The organism is Streptomyces griseoaurantiacus, assembly GCF_036189845.1.
Taxonomy (GTDB): domain Bacteria; phylum Actinomycetota; class Actinomycetes; order Streptomycetales; family Streptomycetaceae; genus Streptomyces; species Streptomyces griseoaurantiacus.
Genome location: NZ_CP108326.1, coordinates 913,658 through 934,417, shown reverse-complemented (window position 1 = coordinate 934,417; position 20,760 = coordinate 913,658). Strand labels below are relative to the sequence as shown.

Here is a 20,760-nt window from a genome sequence, read left to right as displayed (position 1 = left end):
ATCAGCTGCTGTCAGTGCCCACTGCTACACCCTTTTGTTGGGAAGAGCCGCGCTCCGCGGCCCACCGACAGGAGGGGGAAACATGTCGAAGGTGCCGGACGGGTTCCACCGGGTACGCGGACACATCCGCCGCAATCCGAAGCCCAGGAGCGCCAAGCGCATGAACGGTTGGATGATTGCCGGCTTACTGGCCGGCGTGTGGCTGTGGGGACAGGTGTTCGGGTTCAGTGAGTCCACCGCCACCACACCGCCGACGGATCCGAAGCCGGCGGCCAGCGCGACGGCCGACCGCTGATGGGACGGATACGTCTGCGGCGTCCTCGCGGTGCCGCGGAACTGGTCGCAGCGGCTGTAGTCGCCCTGGCTGTGCTCGTCCTGGTGGCGCGGACGGCGGCCACGGCGGTCGGCACACTGAAGGCGGCCTGGCCTGCCCTGCTGGCTCTCGCCCTGCTCACGGGAGCCGTCGCGACGTGGCGGATCAGGCAGGCGACCACGATGCGGCGTCGGGAGAAGGAGCGGCTGGCCACTCTGCGGATCACGCTCGCGGAGTTCGACACCATGGGCGACCGTCACTTCGAGTACGCCCTGCGGGATCTGCTGGTCCGCGACGGCTGGCCGGCCCGCAGAGTGGGTGGCGGCGGCGACCAGGCCGCCGACGTTATCGGTGACCATCCGCAGCGCGGCCGGATCGTGGTGCAGGCCAAGCACACCCGCGTCGGCGGGAAGGTGGGCTCAGCTGTGATGTACGCGGTGAAGGGGACGGCCGGGCCGGTCCACAAAGCCGATCACGCTGTCGTCGTCACCAACGGGGCCTTCACCCGGGATGCCATGGCGTGGGGCGACCGGCACGGCGTCCACTGGATCGACCGGGAAAAGCTACGGCGCTGGGCCGAGGACGGTGCCGCTCTGCACGAGCTCCTCGGATTGTCCGCGCGCTCCCGCCCGAGCCGATTCAGGCGTGCGGCATGACTGGCAAAGATCGTGATCGCTGCGCAAGATGTCTGGGGGTGTGGTGTTCGACGAGGACGGGTCGCTCGACCCGCTGCTGAAGTTCCTGCTGTATGCGGTCATCGCGCTGGCTGTCGGCAAGATGCTCTGGGAGTGGCTCACCGAAGACGTCGGACAGTGGATCACCGTAGACTTGTGGGGGCTGATAGCCGATCACCCGTGGTGGACCGGGCTCTTCGTGGTCGGCGGACTGCCCATGCTGCTCCTGCTCGGCAGAATCCTGTCATTCCTGTTCGGCGCCAACGCGGACGACACGTTCGCCGCTCCCTCTGACGATGCGCTCGAAGCGGACGCGCTGACCTTCAAGATGAAGCAGCTTTCGTCGATGAGCGCGACGGGTTTCGAGCAGGCTTGCACTGATCTCCTGGCCCGTGACGGATTCCAGCGTCCCAAGCGGGTCGGAGGCGCCGGTGACCTCGGCGTGGACATCACTGCCCGCGATGACGAAGACCGCCTCCTGATCGTGCAGTGCAAGCAATATCAGAGCCCAGTCGGGTCAGACCACGTGCAGAAATTCAACGGGACAGCCCGCCCGCACCACGGAGCCGACCTCCCGATCATGATCGCGCTCAACGGCTTCACGCAGCCGGCGATCGACTTCGCCCAGCATCACCAGCTCATCCTCATGGGCCGCCCGGAATTGAAACGATGGGCCCACGGCGAGCACCTCTACGACGTCCTCGGCATCCAAAGCACGACACACTGACGCCAGCGCACACCGAGCTGAGTCCGTCCCGGGAGATCGCGCCTAGGGGCCGGTGGCCCCTTTTCGGGCTCAGTCCGGTGCGGCGCGTTGTCATGGAGATCGGCCCGGGTCCCTCCCGGCGAAGAGCTCCCCACGGCGAGGCGGCCTTGGGTCGAGAGATCGTGAGGCGACACTCCTGTGATGACGCCGCGGTCTACGGCATGCCGGTCCTCCCCAATGGGCTCCCTAAGGGCTGTCCCGCAATCCCCGGCGGGCGTGCGACGACAGCTACGGCACCTCGCCGCGTTGTCGGAACGTCCGCATACATCCAGTATGCGGACGCCCCTCCGCCTTGCGATGCACCGCATCTGACGCCGCACGCTGATCCACCAGGCATTACGGGACAGCCCTTACCCCAGCCGCTCACCGTCTGAAGAGCGCTTCCTGACGATCCGTGACCTTGCTGCTCGGCGGGGTAGGTACTGAGGCTGCCCCGCAAGGCCGCAGTCGCAGACCCACATTTCAGCAGTCGACTGCTTTGTGTCTGTTGATGATCTCGCGTGATCGAGATTGACAGGTATGAGGGAAGTGCGAAACGGGAGGCGTTCCCGGTGGCAGGATGCAGTCCCAGGGCATGAGGAGGCGTGAGCGCGGTACGGGGCTCGTCCGTTCGTCGAGTGCTCGAGTTCAAGCACTCATAGGCATAAGTGCGCGGCAGGGAGTTGGGGTGTCTCAAACCGGTACGAGTGGTGTCATTCCGGGCCAACGGGCTGGCTTAAGCGAGTTGCCCAGCCACAAGACTCAGACGCCACCCCGCCTGACCAAGGCCGTAATCCAGAATTTCAGGTTGCTGCGTGAGACCGAGCTGTCCTTCACTGACGACGTGACATTGTGCGTCGGCCGCAACAACACGGGAAAGACCTCGCTGGCCAAATTATTCAAGCTCTTCCTGACGAAGAAAGACAGCGTGCTGCGCATCGAGGACTTCTCTGCGGAATGCTACGCGGAGTTCCTTGACGCGCACCGCCTCTACGTTGCGGGTGAGAAGGAACAGGCACGCGGTCGGATCCCGAAGGTCACCCTGACCCTCCATATCGCATACGACGCGAACTGTGGACAGTACGGCCCTCTGGCCTCCTTCGTAGTGGACCTCGATCCCGACTGCTCCGAGGTCGTGATCAGGCTCACCTATGCATTGAAGGACGGCGCCCTGGACGTGTTCCTCGGCGACCTGGTCGGCAGCGGGGACGCTGCGCCTCTTGAGCGGCTCGCCAGACGCATTCCGGCCCACTTCGGGCTGTCTGTGACGGCGGTAGACCCCACTGACGACGCGAACGTCCGCACAGTCGACGTGGCGGACGTCAAGAAGCTCCTAAAGGTGGACTTCCTCGATGCACAGCGGGGACTGGACGACGAGGACCGGGAGGCCGCCCAGCCCATCGGAGCAATCTTCGAGAAGCTCTTTACCTCAGCGAAGGGCAGCAAGCGTGTTGAGTGGCTGGAGGATCTCGCCACGCGTATCGACGTGATGCTCACGAACACCTCCAGCGATCTCGACATCAGTCTGCAGGAGATCCGCACCCAGGTAGCGCCGGCATTGACGGCCTTCGGATATCCGGGGCTGGGGAATCAGGAGTTCGTCACTGCTGCCCGCCTGGATTCTCGGCGGCTTCTCAGGAACTTCGCACGTATCCACTATCCGGGAGCGGCTGGCGTGCGGTTTCCGGAGTCGTACAGCGGCCTCGGAACGCGCAACCTGGTGATGATGCTCCTCAAGCTCTTCGCCTACTACCGCGAACACACTGCCCAGTCCAATGAACTGGGGATTCATCTCGTCTTTCTGGAGGAGCCGGAGGCTCACCTGCATCCGCAGATGCAGGAGGTGTTCATCCAGCAACTCCTTCAATTTCCCTCTCTCTTCCCACGGCTCGATGCCCAGATGCGCGCGAACAGTCCCCAACCGGTCGGCATGGCGGAGGCGACCGGTTCCGGCAGCGAGAATGGATCGCCCTGGAGCGCCCAGTTCGTGGTGACTACCCACTCGGCGCATGTAGCCAATCGGGCGCGCTTCTCGAACATCCGGTACTTCCGCAAAGAGGAAGAGGCTGCCGAGCCCGGAGACGAGCCGAGGCCGGCTCGTACGGCCATCAAGGACCTCTCCCAGGTTTCGCGCGACGAGAAATTCCTGCTGAAGTACCTGACCCTCACCCGGGCCGACCTCTATTTCGCGGACAAGGCGATTCTCGTTGAGGGCGCCAGCGAGCGTGTCTTCGTCCCAGCCGCAGAGGAAAAACTCGCAGCGCGAAAGCCAGACACAGCTCGCTCGCATCAGTATGTGACGTTGATGGAGGTAGGCGGCGCGTACGCCCACAAGTTCTACCCCCTGCTGAGGATCCTGGGCATCCCAACCCTGATCATCACTGATCTCGATCCCATCGACGCAAGCGGTCCCAAGACCCGCAAATGCACCGTGTCCGAAGGAGGACACACATCCAACCAGTCCATCCGGGCATGGTTCGACGAGACGGGCGAGACCAAAGTGGCCGAACTACTCAGACGCGCCGAGGCAGATGCACCCGTAGCCGCCAACCTTTGCCTCGCCTATCAGGTGCCCGAGCAGCCCGGAGATCCATGCGGCCGTACCTTCGAGGACGCCTTCGTACTGGCCAACCCGACTCTCTTCGGTTTCTCCCGGCGTAGAGCCACGTCCACGAACGAGAGCCTGGAAAAGAGAGCCCGCGACAAGGTGGACGGCAAGGGCAGCAAGGTCGACTTCGCCCTCGAGCACGTCCTTGGCGAACACGACTGGGAGGTGCCGAAGTACATCAGGCGCGGTCTCGAATGGCTCATGGCACAGGACGGGACGGCGACGAAGACGGATGGCGAGTGATGACGGCACGTCCCGAAGAGATGGTGCACGGCAAGCGCGTCGTCACCGTGGCCGAGTCGGAAGCGCAGACGGTACGGGAGACGATCCTGACCGCATTGCGGGAGGGCAGCCACTTCAAGTTGGAGGCCGGCGCCGGTGCGGGCAAGACGAGCTCGCTGATCGAGGCACTTCAGAGCATCCTCGCCGACCGAGACCGGTACCTCCCGCGACGGGACCAGCGCGTCGCCTGCGTCACCTACACCAATGTGGCCCGCGACGAGATCATCAGTCGCACCGACGGCAGCCCGTCCGTCTTCGCCGACACCATCCACGGCTTCCTGTGGCAACTGCTCGCTCCCTTCCCCAAGTACATGCTGCGCTACGTCGTCGAGCTCGATGCCATGCAGTCCAGGCTGGAAGGGCGAACATCACTGGACGGCTACACGGTCGATTACAGCACCGGCTACCGGAAGGTGGACCACGACACACTCCACGTTCAACTGGCGCACGACGACCTCCCTGCCCTGGCTTGCAAGTTCTTCGCCCTCCCCAAGTTCCGGGCCCTGGCCGCAGACCGGTTCCCCATCGTGTTCGTCGACGAGTATCAAGACACCCCTGCCGGTCTGGTGGAGGCCATGTTGGGCACGCCGGGTGAGGAGACTCGCCTCCGTGGTCCCCTCTGTGGATTCTTCGGTGACCACTGGCAGCAGATCTACGACAAGGTGTGCGGGACCATCGACGACCCGCGCGTGAAACCGATCGTCAGGAGGCGCAACCGCCGGTCGCAGCGCGCTGTGGTGGATCTCCTGAACGCGATGCGCCCTGAACTGGAGCAGACCACGAGCCCGGGAGCAGGTGAGGGGAGCATCGCCATCTACCACACCAACGACTGGGCCGGTACGAGGCTCACCCACCACCGGAAGGGACAGATAGGCTGGGATGCCGCGCACGCGGCCCGCAGCTGGGCCCTGGAAGACGCCCGCCGACGCCTGTGGAACACCGAGGTATCCGATGGCTTGGACGGAGGGCGGGCGGCAGCGCCCAGCACGAAGATCCTCATGCTCACGCACGAGACGATCGCCGGCGAACTGGGCTACCAGCGACTTCACCAAGCCTTCCGGCGCAACGAGTCCTATGTGAAGAAGGAGGACCACGTCATGGCCTTCTTCCTGGACGTCCTGGAACCCGCACTACTTCATCACCGGAACAAGCGCTACGGCGCGATGTTCGACGCGTTCGGCCAACGCTCGCTTCTGACCTCCCCCGCCGACAAGCACGCCTGGGCGGCCCTCCTGAAAGAGCTCGAGAGGACCCGTGAGGATGGCACTGTTGGCGACGTCCTCGACCTCTGCCTGAACCAGCAGCTGTTTGATGGACTAGGAAAGGTCCGTGAACGCCACCGTAAGTCGGTGCCACTGGCCAACAGCGAATCGCAGGCCGAAAGCGACGACAAGGCCAAGGCGCGAGCGGAAGAGTACGAAGCCCTGCGTGCTGTTCCGTACGCGCAGCTACTGGCGTTGCATGACCACCTGGGCGGTGGCACACCCTTCGCGACGCAGCACGGAGTCAAAGGCCAGGAGTTCGACAGGGTGCTCGCCGTCGTCAGCAAGGGGCACACTCGCTTCCAGATCCCCGAGATGTTGGCGAATTTCTCCCGGCGTCACGGATTGCAGGGGAAGGAGCGGGAAGCCTTCGTCAGGGCGCGGAACCTCTTCTACGTGGCGTGTTCGCGGGCAAAAGAGCACTTGGCCCTTCTCTTCACCACGAAGCTCGACCCCGCTGCGCTCGACACCCTCCGGAAATGGGTGGGCGACTCACGGATCATCTCTCTGCGGTTCGATGGAGACTCTGTGATATGCGGCGAGCGCGAAATGAACAACGCTGTCTCGCCAGTGCGCGGGTAGGCTGTCGGCCCTGGAGCGGCGGAGCATTGCCGCACAGCACCTCCGCCGTGCCTAAGGGCTGTCCCGTAATGCCTGCTGGATCAGCGTGCGGCGTCAGATGCGGTGCATCGCAAGGCGGAGGGGCGTCCGCATACTGGATGTATGCGGACGTTCCGACAACGCGGCGAGTTGCCGTAGCTGTCGTCGCACGCCCGCCGGGGATTGCGGGACAGCCCTTAGCGTATGGACCAGGGCGGGCGTGAGAAGAACCATCTACGACCGTGACTTGCGTAATGAGGCGAACGAGGCACCAGGTCCGCTTCCTGCACGTTCGTGAAGATCTCACCCGTGGTTTCTGGGGCTCCTGATTACCTGGTGCCGCCATCTACCTTGCCCGCGCGCACCTAACTCTCGCCCAGCCCTGCCCACGCTGCATACTCGCCTCGGGCCTGGTTCAGTGGCCCGTCAACAGGAATGTGACGTATTTCCGGACACCGAGGTTGCGTCGGGTCTCCGTCCGTGCGGTGCTGAGTTCGCCCTTCACTCTCGCTCGTTCCGCCTCGGCGCCGCTCAGCTGCTTCTGGCGTTGCAACAGCTCGGCCCGCTTGCGCTGGGTCTCCATAGCGCGCTGCTGTCGGTCGGCCGTGAGCCGCTGCCGTTCGTCGGTGATCTGCTTCTGGAGGGCGTCCCGGTCCTGCTGGGCCTGGCCCTCCGCCTGCTTCACCTCCCAGTCGTACTGCGCCCGCAACGTGGCGATCTCCGCGCGGATCCTCGTCAGGGCGGGCCCGGGCAGCTTGGCGGGTGCGGAGGTCCTGGCCCGTTGCTCCAGGGACCGCCGCCATGCGTCGAGGGCGCTCGCCCGCGCTTCGCCCACGCCGGACACGCGGACGTGGTGGCCGCCTGGGCGGACGAAGTAGGCGACACGGCTCCCGGAACCCTGGCTTTGGGAGTAGGACACCCCCGTGAAGTCGGCCGCGGTGCGGATACCGGCCTGCACCAGAGCCCCGACCGTTTTGGCGCCCATGTTCGGCAGTGACCGCGCTTCCTGGATCGAGGTGGCGCGCAGCTTCGCCTCGACGTGCTGGCGCACCGCGGGTTCCAGCGCGGCGGCGATCATGCTCTGCTCTCTGGCGGGCAGCTCCGCCTTGCGCTTGCGGGACTGGTCGGTGCGGCGGTTCAGCTCCATGGTGATGCGGGCCAGTCCGTCGCGCAGGTCGGTCTGGAGGGTCTGGATGCGCTTGTCAGTGGCCGCGCCGTCCTTGGCCGTGGCGGCGTCCAGCTTCCGGATCTCCTGCTCCAGCCGCCGGTGGGCGCCCGCCGGATCCTTGAGTTCGCGGGCCCGGCGGCGTAGTCCCCGGACCCGTTGGCGGGCGGTGTGGTACTCCGGCCTGAGCCGCCGGCCCACGCCGATCAGGGCGGCCGAGACGAGTAGGGCGGACCCCTGTGCGGCAGGCAGGTAGCCCTCCGGCTGTCCGACAGTGACCGCGAGCACGCCGGGGGCGGCGGTGCTCAGTACGGCGGTGGCGGCGGCCGCCAGGTCGCGAGCGCGGCGCCCGGTGAAGCCCGTGGCGGGGGCCGGAGCGCCGGTCGGCACCGCTCTGGCGGCGGCCGGCGCCACGCGGTCCACCAGCCAGGCTGGGATGGCCCCCGAAGGTGCGGTGGCCGGGGCGGCCACGCTCGTCGTACCACCGGTCGTCGTCGGAGCCGCGGCGCCGCCATTCCCCTTGCGGCGCGGGGCGGGCAGCGTGAGCGCGTCGGCGGTCAGGCGGGGCAGCGCAGAGCAGGGTCGCCCGAGGAAGCCCCTGACGCGGTCCGCCTCCGCGCGGAGCCGTTGGTCGGAGTGGCCGAGGAGCAGGGGCCAGGCCAGTGACGTTGCCGGGTCCTTGAAGTCGGGCTCGGAGAGGATCAGGTACTCGCCCTGGCTGTCGTGAAGCTGAGTCCACAGGCTTGAGTCGGTAGCGACGGCGAGCAGGGAGAGGTGGATGAGCCAGGCCGAGAAGCGGTCCATGGCGGGCCCGAAGTCGGCGGCGCCGCGTTGCGGCGACTGGTAGTTGCGGTGGCCGTTCTCCGTCGCAGCCTCGCCCTTGAGAGCGGGGACGTACATGCCGTCGTAGTCGACAAGCCTCAGGGTGCTGTCGTCCGCCACGAGGATGTTGCCGTGCTGCAGGTCGCCGTGGGCGATGCCATGGTCCTCCAGGTCGCCCACCATCGCGAGGAAGCGGTCGGCGAGGGAGTGGACGGCAGCCGAGTCGTGGCGGTGACGATCGATCCACGACATGAGGTCGGTGCCCTGCACCCACGCCATCCGGACCACCGGGAACCAGTCGCCGAGGGCCAGCACGCCCTGCTCCAAGAACTCGAAGCGCACAGGCCACGGTTGAGAGAGGCTGCCCGTGTCGAGCGCGCGCAGAGCAGTGCTGATCGCTGTGTAACGGGCACCGATGGCGGAGGTGTCCCGGGTGAAGCACTTGAGCGCGTAGCGCTCCCCGTCCGGCGCGGTGACGGAGAAGACGCTGGCAAAGTTGCCGGAGATCGCCTTGGGCCCAAGGACAGGACTCTGCTGGACGGTTCCGTGCTGGAGATCAGGATCGCGGAAGCAGAGTTCGGGGTGTTGCAGAGCCTCAGCGTAGTTTGCGCCCGTAGGGAATTTCCGGACCCCACCGGTTCCGGTGGTGGGGCGACCGCCGGAGGACACAGCCATCACGCCTCCGTTCTCACCCGTATCCGGATAAGGGTCACGTCGTCGTTGCGCATGAGCCCGCGCACCCGCTGGTCCTCCACCCACTCCGTGAGGGGCTCATTGCCCAACTCGGCAAGCGTGGCCAGCACGGTGCCTGGGGCGCGGTGCCCGTGGTGAGGGGACAGCAGCCAGGCGGCCAGCGCGTCGCTGGCCAGCAGCACTTCGTCACCTGGCGCCAGGGTGCCGTGGGCGAGCTGCAGCCGCTGGGCCACCAGGGCCGTGTCGTGGTTACGGCTCCCGAGGAGCTGGGGGGTGATGCCGAAGCCCTCGACGTCCTCGAGGGGGAAGGCCCGCCGGACGACACCGTCCCGCACATGGAACAGGCAGCTGTCGCCCAGGGCGAAGGCGTGCCAAGACCAATCGGCCCTACCGTTACCGGGCACGGTGGCTCGAACCTCCGCCCCCAACACGGTCGCGAACGCACCCTTCTCCAGACCGGGTTGCTCGTACCAGGTGATGGGCCGGCCACGGGCGTCACGCTCCGCCCGGTACCACTCGAGGTACGCCTCCCAGCGAGGCGCGGACCGCTCCATGAGGTCGATGACGAACGTGTCCACGTCGTCCCACCAGTCACGGCCAAGGGACATCGACTCGACGGCGTCCGCGACGAGGCGCTCCGCCCAGGCGCCCGCGAGTAGGCTTTCCGAGGCGCCGTCGGACACTGCCGCGTACAGCGGGAGGATGGTACGGCCCTCGTCGTCGGCCCGCGCGTCGCCGAACCAGGACAGTCCCGCGTCTTCGCACTCCTTGAGCGTGTTGCCCGCCTTGGGTACCCGCAGTAGCTGGCATTCCGGCAGAGCCGAAACGTCCTCCATGGTCAGCGCAGCTCCGTCTCGGTGGTCAGCGCAGCTCGGTGGCGCGGGTGCCGATGTCGAGGAACTCCACGATGGAGGTGATGTCCGCGTTGTAGACGAAGCCCCGGGTGGTCTCGCTGACACGGTGCCCCTGTGAGGCTGCGTAGGAGCGCATGTGGCTGGGCAGCACGCTGGACATCTGGAACAGCAGCCGTGCGTACGTGTCTGGCAGCCCCTCATCGCTGTCCGGGAAGGTGACCGGTGTGCCGCCGGTGCCGGACACGTGGAGGTTGAACAGGAGGACCGCGCCATCGGCGGTGGCGTGCGAGGCCAGCGCGATGGCGGCGCTGGTGGGGTCGCCGTCGGTGGACTCGCCGTCGGTTAGGTTGAGCACGATTGGCGGGAAGCCGCTCGGGTGCGCCTCGACCCAGTTCGCCACGAGGCTGTCAGCGTAGCCGAGGGCGCGTGTCATGGGCGTGCCGCCGTTGGTCACCGGGTCCATCCAGACCGGGAACTGCACCGAGGTCTCGACCAATCCGCCGGCGCCATCGGGCACCTTCTTGGTACGGCTCTCCACCCGCGCGGGGTTGTTGGCGACCTCGCTCAGCGGAACGAGGTCGCGCCCGGCCAGCGTCCCCTGGAATGCGGAGCCCACGTGATTGTGTCCGTACCCGATCACGGCCACGTGGAAGTAGTCCCGTACGCCTTCCTCTTTGGCACACTTGACGGACAGTTCGGTCAGCAGCCGGTTGATCGCGTCGGAGACGACCTCGGCCCTCTGCTGCGTGACCTCACCGGCGCCCATGGGATCGCTCATGGAGGCGGACTGGTCCACGAGGAAGATGAAGCAACCCGGATTGGTTCGGCTGATCTCTGCGGTGTACGGCACTGCGCCCCCCTTGCTGTGAAGGGGATCACCATATCGAATGACCAGTGCTTTCACACTGCCTTCACAGTCTCGGTGTCGGGGAAGTGATCGACACTCACATGCCGTTCCACCGGCCGCCGGCATGAGCCCCCGACGGTCTGCTCGACGACGTTTGGATCCAAGTGCTGCTCGGCGTCGTGGAGGACGTTTTCGGTGTCTCCGGAATCGAGGCTAGTGCCTTCACCCAGGGCAGATTCCCATCAGGGCAGATTCCCATGATCAATGACATGCGAGGCAGTCTGCTGGTTACGCCTCGTGTGGCCACTGGGGCTGCGCGGCGCTCGGAGTGATGAACACCGCAAGGCAGCGGAACTCGCCACTTGAACCCTCCAGTTGGGTGTATTGACGCCAGGCGAGCGTGTAGGCGCCGCGCAGCACTCGGGTGTTGTCCGGGAAGGAACCGCCGGCCCACAGCAAGGTGCCGCTCAGTTCGCGCCCGTGGTGGATGCGGAACTCCTCGTCCCTGGTGGGCATTCTGCGTTGCCGGGGGCGCCACAGGGCCGCCTCGTTTGTGATGAGCAGGGCCAGCCCGTTCTGGTCCTCGCGGTCGCAGAAGCGTTCCAGCCTTGCTACGTCCCGCAGGAAGTCCCTACGTGCGACGTCCGGGGCGTTGTGTCCGCGCAAGGCGTACTCCTCGGGAGGCGTCCCTGCTGTACCCGACCACTGTCGGGTCACGTACTTGAACTCGATTGCCGTACGGCTCGCCGGCCCCAGGCACAGTAGGTCCAGGTACTCCGAGGCGTTGCTTCCGCGCACCGGGATCTCGAGACGGCACCTGACCTCCGGTGCGACCTCGCCTACAGCGAGGGCGAAACTGTGCTGGAGATCGGCCTCGGAGTGGAACACCGGCCGCCGCGCGCGTAGACACTCCAGGACTTCCTCCAGCGTGGCGCTACCCGCGATCGTCTCCAGGGTGGCGGGCGGGGGCGGGGGCGGGGGTGGTGGCGTCGGCGTGGCCATGACGCCATTGAAGACTGTGCGGCCTGCCCATGTCAGCTGACAGTCGACTACCGTCGACAGGACGTCGGCCACATCGCTGGACGCCGAAGCGCTCATGATCCGCCGAACGCATCTTCAAAGGGGGCCGATACCGAGGATGCCGTCGGGCGGCAGCGTCTCCTAAAGAAGGTTCGTACGACGGAACCCGGGCTTGCTCAACTACTGGGTGCAGCGGCGGCGTGCATCGTGACCCACGGTTATCGAGTCGCGCCTCGGGAGCACGTTCCGCACGCGGTACGGCCTCCTCTGATGCTGGTCAGGGTGAGGGTGATGGCCGTGCTGCACCTGCAGCGGCAGCGCCACCGGTCGGTGGTCTTCCCCGGATAGGGCTCCAACGGCTCGAACCCGGCGGCGCGTGCCTCCGCGGCGGCTGTCGCGGGATCGGTTCGGCCACCGGATCGGGGGCACTTCTTGCAGCCGGTGGTTCCCGACCGGACGGATGACAGGCGCGTCATGACCTCGTTTCCGCAGGAACAGCGGCAGCGCCAACGGTCCGTGGTACGGCCGGGGTACGGCTCCAGCGGCTCCAACCCGGCCGCCCGCACTTCGGCGGACGCACGCTCGTCGGTTGCCGAGTTGAGGGCACAGAACCGGCAGCCCTTCGAACCGCTGTTGACGTTGGAGTAGGTGGGGCTGGTTTCGCGACCGCATGTGGTGCAGCGGCACCGCCACGGCGTTTGGCTGCCCGGGTAGGGTTCCAGCGGTTCGAGTCCGGCCGCGCGCATGGTTTCTTGGGCCTTCGGCGCGTTCGTGGCGGCGCGTTTCGCCTGGGTCTCCTTTGCCCGGCAGATTCGACAGCGCTGGCCCGCGTTACGGACGGCGTTGAACGTAGGACGCCCCTCGTGCCCGCAGGTCGTGCAGCGCGAGGGCCAAGTCGCGTTGGTGCGGCCGGGATATGGCACGAGTGGCTCGTATCCGCAAGCCCGCATCTCAGCGGCTGCGGCCTCCGCGTCGATGAGGACTGCAGCACGTGGTCGGCCGCCAACTCGGGGCGCATAGGGTTTTTCTGCGCTCCGTGTTTCCTCATCGACCATGGTCCAGACCTCGGCCGCCGTGATGCGGGTTGCGGAGCAGGTCTCGGTCCAGCCGTTCGGCATGACGTCGCTCGTGAGGAAAGGAACGAGTCCGGCCTGACGCAGGCGGCCCAGCACGGCCTGTTCGACGTCGTAGGCGGCTGCGCCGGTGGTGTATTCACGGGCCTGATGCAGTTGCCAACCCTGGCGTTCGTGTTGGATGAGGCGAGAGGTGTAGCCGGTGCAGGCACCGATTCCGATCTTGACGGCTTTCCACTCTTGGTGGGTGATCACGTAGACCTTCGACTGTCCTGACAGGTCGATGCCGTGGGTGGCACAGAACTTGCATCCTCCACCAGCACGGATCTTCATGAGCGTCGGGGAGACCTCGTTGCCGCAGGCTGTGCAACGGCACCGCCACGCAGTCACCGAGGTCGCATACGGCTCCAGCGGCTCCAGCCCAGCCGCGCGCATGGCAGCCACCGCGATGTCCGGGTCGGTCTTTCTACCCGCTGCCGCCCTGACGTCGGCACAGTGCCGACAGCCGCCCTGGCCCGTCAGAATGCCGCCCAGACTCGGTGACGTCTCACGCCCACAGCCGTTGCAGCGACACCGCCACGCCTTGTCACGACGCCCGGTGTACGGTTCGAGCGGTTCCAGGTCAGCGGCACGCATGAGGGCCTCGGCTTCGTCCGCGGGCCAGCGGCGTCGGCCACCCGGGGAGGGAGGGCAGTACGGGCATGCCCGAAGGCCGCGCCTGAGGTTGCTCAACCTGATCTCGACGTCTCGGCCGCACGGGAGGTGGCGGCAGTGCCACAGCCCGCTCGGTCCCGGGTAGGACTCCAGCGGCTCGAGGTCGAAGTCCTTCGCCTCAATTGTGGCCCGGTCGCCGTCCGTGCGGGGCAGTTCGCGGCGACGCGACCATGCCCGGCTGATGCCCTGCCCGGCGTTCTTGCGCCCGCACGGGCCGCAGCCCCCTTGTCCGCCCTTGACCGACCCATGAGTGGGTGTCCCGATCGTGCCGCAGGTTGTGCAGCGGCACCGCCAGGGGATGTCGGTCCCGGGATAGGGCTCCAACGGTTCCAGACCCGCCGACCTCATGAGCGCGGCGGCCTGGTCCGGATCGACCGGCGCGTTCGGCGCGCACCATCGGCACGGTCCCCCTCCGCGTTTGATGTACGAGTAGCGCGGCTTGACCTCCCGACCGCACGGCACGTGACGGCAGCGCCAAGGGGGTGTCGCCCCGGGATACGGCTCCAGCGGTTCCAGGCCGGCCGAGCGCATCAACGCCACCGCCGCCTCCGGTGGAATCGATGCCGTGCCTGCGCAGTACCGGCAGCCGCCCTGCCGGCCCGCGGCAATGTTGCCCAGTCGCGGTGACACTTCTCTCCCGCACGCTTGATGGCGGCAGCGCCAGGGCTTATCACTTCCTGGATAGGGCTCCAGTGGTTCGAGCCCGGCATCCCGCATAATCAGCACCGGATCGCGTGGATCCTTCCGCGGACGTCCCGTCGCCACCCGGCCTCCTTCTGAAGTGCCCACTTCCGGGGTGAGGATCGCATGCGGCACTGACAACAGCCCTGTTCGCGTCGCGAGCTTGGGGCGGGCTTCCTCGCGGCGGCCTTCTTGCTTGGCCCTTCCGGGCTGTCCTGTTCGTGGCCTTCGGCAGCTTGTGGACGTTGGCAGGCCCGTTTTCGCCGCGAGGAGACTTCGCTCGGGTGGGGACTCGTTCAGGGCGGTCATGAGGTCCGATGAGCTGTTCATGGAACTGTGGCCCGAGCGCCGACGCGAGGCACTCGCACTGCTCAGCAGAGCACGCCGTCAGCGCCGGCACGGGGCCGTGCGGATCGTCGTCCGGCATCTACACAAGATTGCCAGTGCACGCCACACCGCTGAAGACATCGCCCACATTCTGGCCATGAGAGACCGGCAACCCTGGGCACAGTACGAACTGGCCTTGTGGATGTACGAGCGACTCGAAACAACTGAGGAGGGACTGCCCCCGCTGGAGAGCATTCCCGACGAGGTGTTCGCGCTCATGGAAGCTGCAGCGGCTCATCACCAAGACGCACGCCGCTTGTGGGGACAGCTCCTGAGTCGCATGGGGAGGGAGTACGAAGCCCGCGAGGCCCTGTTCGCCGCTGTCGACAGCGGCGACTACACCATCGTCATCCACGGCGAACTCGGTGAGCACCTGTTCCCGGACCAGCCGACCAAGGCCGAGCAGTTGAAGATGTACGGCCTCACCGCTGAGGGAGAGCCACACGACGTCTGGTAGTCCAACGACCAGGAGCTACGGCCATCCACTGCTCGACCAGTTGCCCGCGATCGAGTCCGCTCATCCATCTCAGAGCCCGACTAAAGGGTGTTGCAGAAGCCTATGATCAGGCAGGTCGGAGCGGTGTTCGGGCCTGCTTCTCGGGATCAGTCCGGAAGGCCCTACCCAATGGGCCCGCGTCGGGATCCGCTTGCCCGCTACCCGGCTTGCAGCGTACGAGCGCTTTGATTAAACGGGCATGCTACGGAGCCACAGGCCGCCGGTGTCAAACCAGGGCCCTTGAGAAGTCTTGAGGTGGGCGGTTCGCCTGTCGGGCACCGGATGTGACGTCTTGTCAGGTTCTGTCGGCAGCGACCCTGGACGCAGAACAGGCATGGATGCTGGTGATCATGTGGGTGTCGAGTCTGTATGACCACCGAGCGAGTCCATGCCTGCGCACCCATCTTCCCGCATGCCGTCATGTCTCCAGCAACTGGGGGACGCCTCCGGGCCTGCCCCGCTGAGAACGGTCGCTGACCTGCGGAATTATTTGGCCACGGTGCCTGACCCACGGGCCCGTCGAGGTATCCGTCACCCATGGACGGCCCTGCTCACCGCTGCGGCCGCCGCCGTTCTGGCCGGCGCCGCCTCGATCACAGCGATCGGCGAGTGGGTCACCGACGCCCCGCAGCACGTCCTGGCCCTGCTCGGATTCCGGCCCGATCCGCTGACCGGCCTGATCCGCCCGCCCCATGCCACGACCATCCGCCTCGTCCTGGCCGCCGCGGACGGTGACGCACTGGACCGCGCCATCGGACACTTCCTCCAGGAACGCAAGGCACCAGCCTCGGGACGGAAGATCGTCGCCGTCGACGGCAAGACTCTCCGCGGTTCCCGCACCGTGAAACGGCCGGCCGTCGCCCTGATCGCAGCGATGACGCACAGCGGCCAGGTCCTCGCCCAACGACAGATCGACGGGAAGAGCAACGAGATCCCGGCCTTCGCTCCACTCCTGGACAGCATCGATCTGACCGGCGCCGTCATCACCGCCGACGCCCTGCACACTCAGCACGACCACGCCACCTACCTGCACAAACGCGGAGCCCACTACCTCGCCGTGGTGAAAAGGAACCACCCCGCTCTCCACGAGAGCGTCCGGTGCCTGCCCTGGCGCGACGTCCGCCTGGACCACTACGAACGCGGACGGGCCCACCACCGCGACGAGATCCGCCGTCTGAAGACCGCCACGTTCGCCCACCTCGACTACCCCCATGCCCGCCAAGCCCTCCAAGTCGTGCGCTGGAGACGCGATCTGGGCACGGGCAAGCTGACGATCGAACGGATCTACCTGGTCACGAGCCTGCCACCCGGCGCGGCCACGGGCAGCGAACTCGCCACCTGGATCCGTGGCCACTGGCGCATCGAGAACCAGCTCCACCACGTCCGCGACCGCACCTTCCACGAGGACGCCTCCAAGACCCGCACCCGCCGCCTGCCCCGCGTCATGGCCGGCCTGCGCAACCTCGCCATCGGTATCCACCGCCAGGACGGACACACCAACATCGCAGCCGCCCTCCGCCACACCGCCCGTGACCACCTACGGCCCCTCACCGCCCTCGGGCTGGCATGACGAACCCGGACACAAGATCACTTCTCAAAGACCCTGGTCACGCCGGGATCTCGTTCTGGCTCTACTCCGGAGTGGACCCGGCCGAGTGCGCCCGCCGCGCCGGCCAGAGCATCGAGGTTCTCTTTCGCCACTACGCCAAGTTCCTTGACGGCCTTCGAGAGCAGGCGAACCGTCTCATCGAGCAGTCCATGAACGAGTGGCAGCGCGTCAGTCAGGGTGACGTACCCGAGGGCTGAACCGGGGGTTTGGTCCGTGACTGGTCCGGAAGCACTGGTCAGGAGGGGTGCAGTCGTGGGAGGAACTGGGAGTTAGCACGCAAGCCGGGCCCGGTCGAGAACGGGTTGCACGAAGGGCGCCTGACGGGTGAAAACCCAGGTCAGGCGCCTTTTCGCATGTGTCTAGAAGAAGCCCAGCCTCTTCGGCGAGTACGACACCAGAAGATTCTTCGTCTGCTGGTAGTGCTCCAGCATCATCTTGTGCGTCTCGCGGCCGATGCCGGAGCCTTTGTAGCCGCCGAACGCCGCGTGCGCCGGATACGCGTGATAGCAGTTGGTCCACACGCGCCCCGCCTGGATGGCGCGCCCCGCCCGGTACGCCGTGTTGATGTCCCGGGTCCACACCCCCGCGCCCAGCCCGTACAGCGTGTCGTTGGCGATCTTGATGGCCTCGTCGATGCCGTCGAACGACGTCACCGACACCACCGGTCCGAAGATCTCCTCCTGGAAGACCCGCATCCGGTTGTCGCCCTCGAAGATCGTCGGCTGGACGTAGTACCCGCCCTTCAACTCACCGTCGTGTTCGATGCGTTCACCGCCGGTCAGGACCCGGGCCCCCTCCTGACGGCCGATGTCCAGATAGGAGAGGATCTTCTCCAACTGGTCGTTCGACGCCTGCGCGCCGATCATGGTGTCGGTGTCCAGCGGATGCCCCGTGGTGATCCGCTCGGTACGCGCCACCGCCGCCTCCATGAACTCGGCGTAGTGCCCGCGCTGCACCAGCGCGCGTGACGGGCACGTGCACACCTCGCCCTGGTTGAGCGCGAACATCGTGAAGCCCTCGAGCGCCTTGTCGAGGAAGTCGTCGCGCGCGGAAGAGACGTCGTCGAAGAAGACGTTCGGCGACTTGCCGCCCAGCTCGAGCGTCACCGGAGTGATGTTCTCCGAGGCGTACTGCATGATCAGTCGGCCGGTCGTCGTCTCGCCCGTGAACGCCACCTTCGCCACCCGGGGACTGGACGCCAGCGGCTTGCCCGCCTCGACCCCGAAACCGTTCACGATGTTCAGCACACCCGGCGGCAGCAGGTCGGAGACCAGGCTCAGCCAGTAGTGGATCGACGCCGGGGTCTGCTCCGCGGGCTTCAGCACCACCGCGTTGCCGGCGGCCAGCGCCGGGGCGAGCTTCCAGGTCGCCATCAGGATCGGGAAGTTCCACGGGATGATCTGGGCGACGACGCCCAGCGGCTCGTGGAAGTGGTACGCCACCGTGTCGTCGTCGACCTCCCCGAGCGAACCCTCCTGCGCCCGGATCGCCCCCGCGAAGTAGCGGAAGTGGTCGATGGCCAGCGGAATGTCCGCGGCCAGCGTCTCCCGCACCGGCTTGCCGTTCTCCCAGCTCTCCGCGACCGCCAGCCGCTCCAGGTTCGCCTCCATCCGGTCGGCGATGCGCAGCAGGATGCCGGACCGTTCGGTCACGGACGTGCGGCCCCAGGCGGGAGCCGCGGCGTGGGCCGCGTCCAGCGCCCGCTCGACGTCCTCGGCGGTGCCCCGTGCGATCTCCGTGAACGGCTGCCCGTTCACCGGGCTCGGGTTCTCGAAGTACCGCCCCCTGGCCGGCGGCACGTATTCACCGCCGATGAAGTGGTCGTAACGCCCCTCGTAGGAGACGATCGCGCCCTCGGTCCCCGGCGCCGAATAACGGGTCATACCGCTCAACCTCCCGAACGAAGCACCACCCACCACCGGGCGGCTCCCGAAGGGAGGCTAGGGAGGAAGAGGTTGCAGGGAGGTTGCGGCGGGGGTGGGGCCGTCCCCCGTAATGCCCTTCGCGTGGTGTTCGCAATGGCCCGTGACGGAAACTTTTACGAGTCACGGCCGGCCGCTGCGGTCAGATGAGTCGAATGACTTGCGGGTCCATCATCAACACAACGCGGTCCACAGTGGGATCGAACCCGAGCACCGGGTTTCCGTAGTCGCCTTCGGGCGTCATGACCACCGGTTTGCCCAGCCGGCGGCCCACCACGGCCAGGAACCGACACAGGACATCCACTCCTTCCTGGCCCTGCAACTCGCGCAGGTTGACATCGAAGTCGATCTCCTCCGCGACCGTCGGACAGAAGATCGCCAGCACGCCCGGGGCCGGCCAGACCCGCAGATCGACCGTCTCTGCATCGGCGGGTCGCGTCAGCAACTCCACCGCGGAGGGCAGCGGCCCGGTGACGCCGCCCTCCGTGTACTCCCACGCCCAACCGCTCGACCGGACCAGATCGAACACCGCTTGCCAGTCCTCCACCGAGGTGCCCGTAACGGACACATCCGGCAGAGCGCCCATCAAGTCAGGGTCGAAGAAGTTCCTGACGTCGTCCCACAACGGATCCGGCATCCCGTCATGCTGCCTGCCCCGCCACCCAAACGCAGCCCGATGTCCGTGACGAACCACGTGGAAGCACCCCCCGCCCCCCTCACCCCACCCCTCCCCATTCCCCCGGCGCCCGCAGTTCCGTCTCCAGTTGACGGAGGTGGGCGTGGACCGTCGGCGTGGGGCGCAGCGTCGCCAGTGCGCGCCAGACCTCCAGGTCGTCCTCGCCCCACGTGGCGTGGGCCCAGCCGGCGAGCAGGTCCGGATCGTGTCGGGCCAGCAACGCCGTGCGCAGCCCGTCGGCGAGCAGCCGCCGCAGCCGGACGACCGCCGGTGCCTGCGAGGCGGGCAGCAGCGGTCCGACGTAGGCGAGGGCCGCGTCGGCTACCGCTCCCGTCTCCAGCCGGCGTTCCACGACGGTGACGTCGGACTCGACCACCGCCGTCAGCCGGTACGGTCGCGAAGCCAGCAGTCCCGGCCCCAGGACCCGGCGCAGCCTGGCCAGTTCGGCGCGCAGCGTCACCGGCGTCACCGACTCGTCCTCGTACAGTGCGCACAGCAACTCGTCCCCGGTGAGCCCTTCCGGATGGCGGGCCAGGAGGACGACGATCTCACTGTGCCGCCGACTGAGCCGCAGCGTCTGCCCCCTCACCCGCAGCCGCGCCTCGTCCCGGCCCAGCACCGACAACTCGAGCGTGTCCGCGGCCGGTTGTCCCGGCGGCCGGAGCAGCGACAGTTGTGATTCCGCCGCCCGGGCCACGGCCTGTACGAAGCCCAGGCTGTGCGGGTGCGCCAGCCCGTTGCCGCCGGTGATGTCGACCGCGCCGAGCACCCGCCCCGTCCGTGGATCGTGCACCGGCGCCGCCGCGCACGTCCACGGCTGCACCCGGCGGCTGAAGTGCTCGGCGGCGAAGACCTGCACGGGCCGGTCGAGGGCAACCGCCGTCCCCGGGGCATTCGTGCCGACGGCGCTCTCCGCCCAGCGGGCGCCCGGGACGAAGTTCATCCCGTCCGCGCGCCGCCGGGTCGCCGGATGTCCCTCGACCCACAGCAGTCTTCCCTGCGCGTCGCACACCGCCAGGAGGTGTTCGCCGTCCGCCGCGAACGATCCCAGCAGCTCCCGGAACAGGGGCATCACCGCCGCCAGCGGATGCTCCGCCCGGTAGGCGCCGAGATCCGTCCCGGACAGCTCCACGTCCGCCGTGCCGTCCGGCCCGACCCCGGCCCGTGCCGATCGGCGCCATGAGTCGGCGACCACCGCCCGCACGGGTCGCGGCACCGTGCCGGCCCGGGTGAACGTCTCATGGGCCCGCCGCAGTGCCCGGACCCGCTCGGCGGGGTCGGCGCCCGGTTCGAGGGCCACCCAGGGATCGGTCACGT

Annotated in this window: 16 protein-coding genes; 8 read left to right on the top strand and 8 right to left on the bottom strand. The window is 67.3% G+C overall.

Annotation, left to right across the window (positions count from 1 at the left end):
- Window positions 1-82: 82 nt before the first annotated feature.
- The 5 genes from OHB09_RS04240 (at window position 83) to OHB09_RS04220 (ending at window position 6,466) form a co-directional block, all read left to right on the top strand.
- A complete protein-coding gene (locus OHB09_RS04240; RefSeq protein ID WP_319117289.1) occupies window positions 83-295 on the top strand; it encodes a hypothetical protein in 213 nt (70 codons plus the stop codon).
- The gene (locus tag OHB09_RS04235) at window positions 295-969 is read left to right on the top strand and encodes a restriction endonuclease (protein ID WP_319117288.1); all 675 of its coding nucleotides are present in this window, start codon (window positions 295-297) and stop codon (window positions 967-969) included. Before OHB09_RS04240 ends, OHB09_RS04235 begins: the two co-directional genes overlap by 1 nt.
- 43 nt (window positions 970-1,012) lie before the next feature.
- Window positions 1,013-1,714 carry a restriction endonuclease gene (locus tag OHB09_RS04230; protein ID WP_406255579.1) on the top strand — a complete coding sequence of 234 codons (702 nt, stop codon included), beginning with the start codon at window positions 1,013-1,015 and terminating at the stop codon, window positions 1,712-1,714.
- 598 nt (window positions 1,715-2,312) lie between these two features.
- Window positions 2,313-4,583 (top strand): ATP-dependent nuclease, encoded by a 2,271-nt coding sequence (locus OHB09_RS04225; protein ID WP_319126354.1) that lies wholly within the window; start codon window positions 2,313-2,315, stop codon window positions 4,581-4,583.
- Window positions 4,583-6,466 carry a UvrD-helicase domain-containing protein gene (locus OHB09_RS04220; protein ID WP_319119610.1) on the top strand — a complete coding sequence of 628 codons (1,884 nt, stop codon included), beginning with the start codon at window positions 4,583-4,585 and terminating at the stop codon, window positions 6,464-6,466. The genes OHB09_RS04225 and OHB09_RS04220 overlap by 1 nt, the downstream gene beginning before the upstream one ends.
- 433 nt (window positions 6,467-6,899) lie before the next feature.
- On the opposite strand, the gene OHB09_RS04215 is transcribed toward OHB09_RS04220, so the two are convergent.
- The 5 genes from OHB09_RS04215 to OHB09_RS04195 form a co-directional block, all read right to left on the bottom strand.
- Entirely contained in the window at window positions 6,900-8,813 is a 1,914-nt protein-coding gene (locus OHB09_RS04215) for a hypothetical protein (protein ID WP_319119611.1), read from the bottom strand.
- Between the two features lie 332 nt (window positions 8,814-9,145).
- Window positions 9,146-10,000 (bottom strand): hypothetical protein, encoded by an 855-nt coding sequence (locus OHB09_RS04210; RefSeq protein ID WP_319119612.1) that lies wholly within the window; start codon window positions 9,998-10,000, stop codon window positions 9,146-9,148.
- 25 nt (window positions 10,001-10,025) lie between these two features.
- A complete protein-coding gene (locus tag OHB09_RS04205; RefSeq protein WP_055704885.1) occupies window positions 10,026-10,868 on the bottom strand; it encodes a vWA domain-containing protein in 843 nt (280 codons plus the stop codon).
- A gap of 285 nt (window positions 10,869-11,153) precedes the next feature.
- Window positions 11,154-11,867 carry a hypothetical protein gene (locus OHB09_RS04200; RefSeq protein WP_328729897.1) on the bottom strand — a complete coding sequence of 238 codons (714 nt, stop codon included), beginning with the start codon at window positions 11,865-11,867 and terminating at the stop codon, window positions 11,154-11,156.
- Window positions 11,868-12,103: 236 nt separating this feature from the next.
- Complete coding sequence (locus tag OHB09_RS04195) at window positions 12,104-13,291, bottom strand: hypothetical protein (RefSeq protein WP_319119395.1); 1,188 nt, start codon at window positions 13,289-13,291, stop codon at window positions 12,104-12,106.
- A 1,390-nt stretch (window positions 13,292-14,681) separates the two neighbouring features.
- Here OHB09_RS04195 and OHB09_RS04190 point away from each other — a divergent pair.
- The 3 genes from OHB09_RS04190 to OHB09_RS04180 all read left to right on the top strand — a co-directional run bounded on the left by OHB09_RS04190 (window position 14,682) and on the right by OHB09_RS04180 (window position 17,042).
- Window positions 14,682-15,197 carry a hypothetical protein gene (locus OHB09_RS04190; protein WP_319119394.1) on the top strand — a complete coding sequence of 172 codons (516 nt, stop codon included), beginning with the start codon at window positions 14,682-14,684 and terminating at the stop codon, window positions 15,195-15,197.
- Between the two features lie 427 nt (window positions 15,198-15,624).
- The gene (locus OHB09_RS04185) at window positions 15,625-16,806 is read left to right on the top strand and encodes an ISAs1 family transposase (protein WP_450272426.1); all 1,182 of its coding nucleotides are present in this window, start codon (window positions 15,625-15,627) and stop codon (window positions 16,804-16,806) included.
- A complete protein-coding gene (locus OHB09_RS04180; protein WP_328729903.1) occupies window positions 16,803-17,042 on the top strand; it encodes an integrase in 240 nt (79 codons plus the stop codon). The genes OHB09_RS04185 and OHB09_RS04180 overlap by 4 nt, the downstream gene beginning before the upstream one ends.
- Before the next feature lie 162 nt (window positions 17,043-17,204).
- On the opposite strand, the gene exaC is transcribed toward OHB09_RS04180, so the two are convergent.
- The 3 genes from exaC to OHB09_RS04165 form a co-directional block, all read right to left on the bottom strand.
- Window positions 17,205-18,728 carry an acetaldehyde dehydrogenase ExaC gene (gene exaC / locus OHB09_RS04175; RefSeq protein WP_319119392.1) on the bottom strand — a complete coding sequence of 508 codons (1,524 nt, stop codon included), beginning with the start codon at window positions 18,726-18,728 and terminating at the stop codon, window positions 17,205-17,207.
- 181 nt (window positions 18,729-18,909) lie between these two features.
- On the bottom strand, window positions 18,910-19,404 hold the full coding sequence (locus tag OHB09_RS04170; protein ID WP_319119391.1) for a hypothetical protein: 495 nt from the start codon (window positions 19,402-19,404) through the stop codon (window positions 18,910-18,912).
- 79 nt (window positions 19,405-19,483) lie between these two features.
- Window positions 19,484-20,758 (bottom strand): GAF domain-containing protein, encoded by a 1,275-nt coding sequence (locus OHB09_RS04165; RefSeq protein WP_328729906.1) that lies wholly within the window; start codon window positions 20,756-20,758, stop codon window positions 19,484-19,486.
- Window positions 20,759-20,760: the final 2 nt, after the last annotated feature.

Bases quoted from the DNA above. Each gene is read 5' to 3' on its own strand.
- OHB09_RS04220 (WP_319119610.1), top strand. From the start codon at position 4,583: ATGACGGCACGTCCCGAAGAGATGGTGCACGGCAAGCGCGTCGTCACC.
- OHB09_RS04185 (WP_450272426.1), top strand. From the start codon at position 15,625: ATGCCTGCGCACCCATCTTCCCGCATGCCGTCATGTCTCCAGCAACTG.
- OHB09_RS04170 (WP_319119391.1), bottom strand. From the start codon at position 19,404: ATGCCGGATCCGTTGTGGGACGACGTCAGGAACTTCTTCGACCCTGAC.
- OHB09_RS04180 (WP_328729903.1), top strand. From the start codon at position 16,803: ATGACGAACCCGGACACAAGATCACTTCTCAAAGACCCTGGTCACGCC.
- OHB09_RS04200 (WP_328729897.1), bottom strand. From the start codon at position 11,867: ATGGCCACGCCGACGCCACCACCCCCGCCCCCGCCCCCGCCCGCCACC.
- OHB09_RS04190 (WP_319119394.1), top strand. From the start codon at position 14,682: ATGGAACTGTGGCCCGAGCGCCGACGCGAGGCACTCGCACTGCTCAGC.
- exaC (WP_319119392.1), bottom strand. From the start codon at position 18,728: ATGACCCGTTATTCGGCGCCGGGGACCGAGGGCGCGATCGTCTCCTAC.
- OHB09_RS04225 (WP_319126354.1), top strand. From the start codon at position 2,313: ATGCAGTCCCAGGGCATGAGGAGGCGTGAGCGCGGTACGGGGCTCGTC.
- OHB09_RS04195 (WP_319119395.1), bottom strand. From the start codon at position 13,291: ATGAAGATCCGTGCTGGTGGAGGATGCAAGTTCTGTGCCACCCACGGC.
- OHB09_RS04240 (WP_319117289.1), top strand. From the start codon at position 83: ATGTCGAAGGTGCCGGACGGGTTCCACCGGGTACGCGGACACATCCGC.
- OHB09_RS04235 (WP_319117288.1), top strand. From the start codon at position 295: ATGGGACGGATACGTCTGCGGCGTCCTCGCGGTGCCGCGGAACTGGTC.
- OHB09_RS04210 (WP_319119612.1), bottom strand. From the start codon at position 10,000: ATGGAGGACGTTTCGGCTCTGCCGGAATGCCAGCTACTGCGGGTACCC.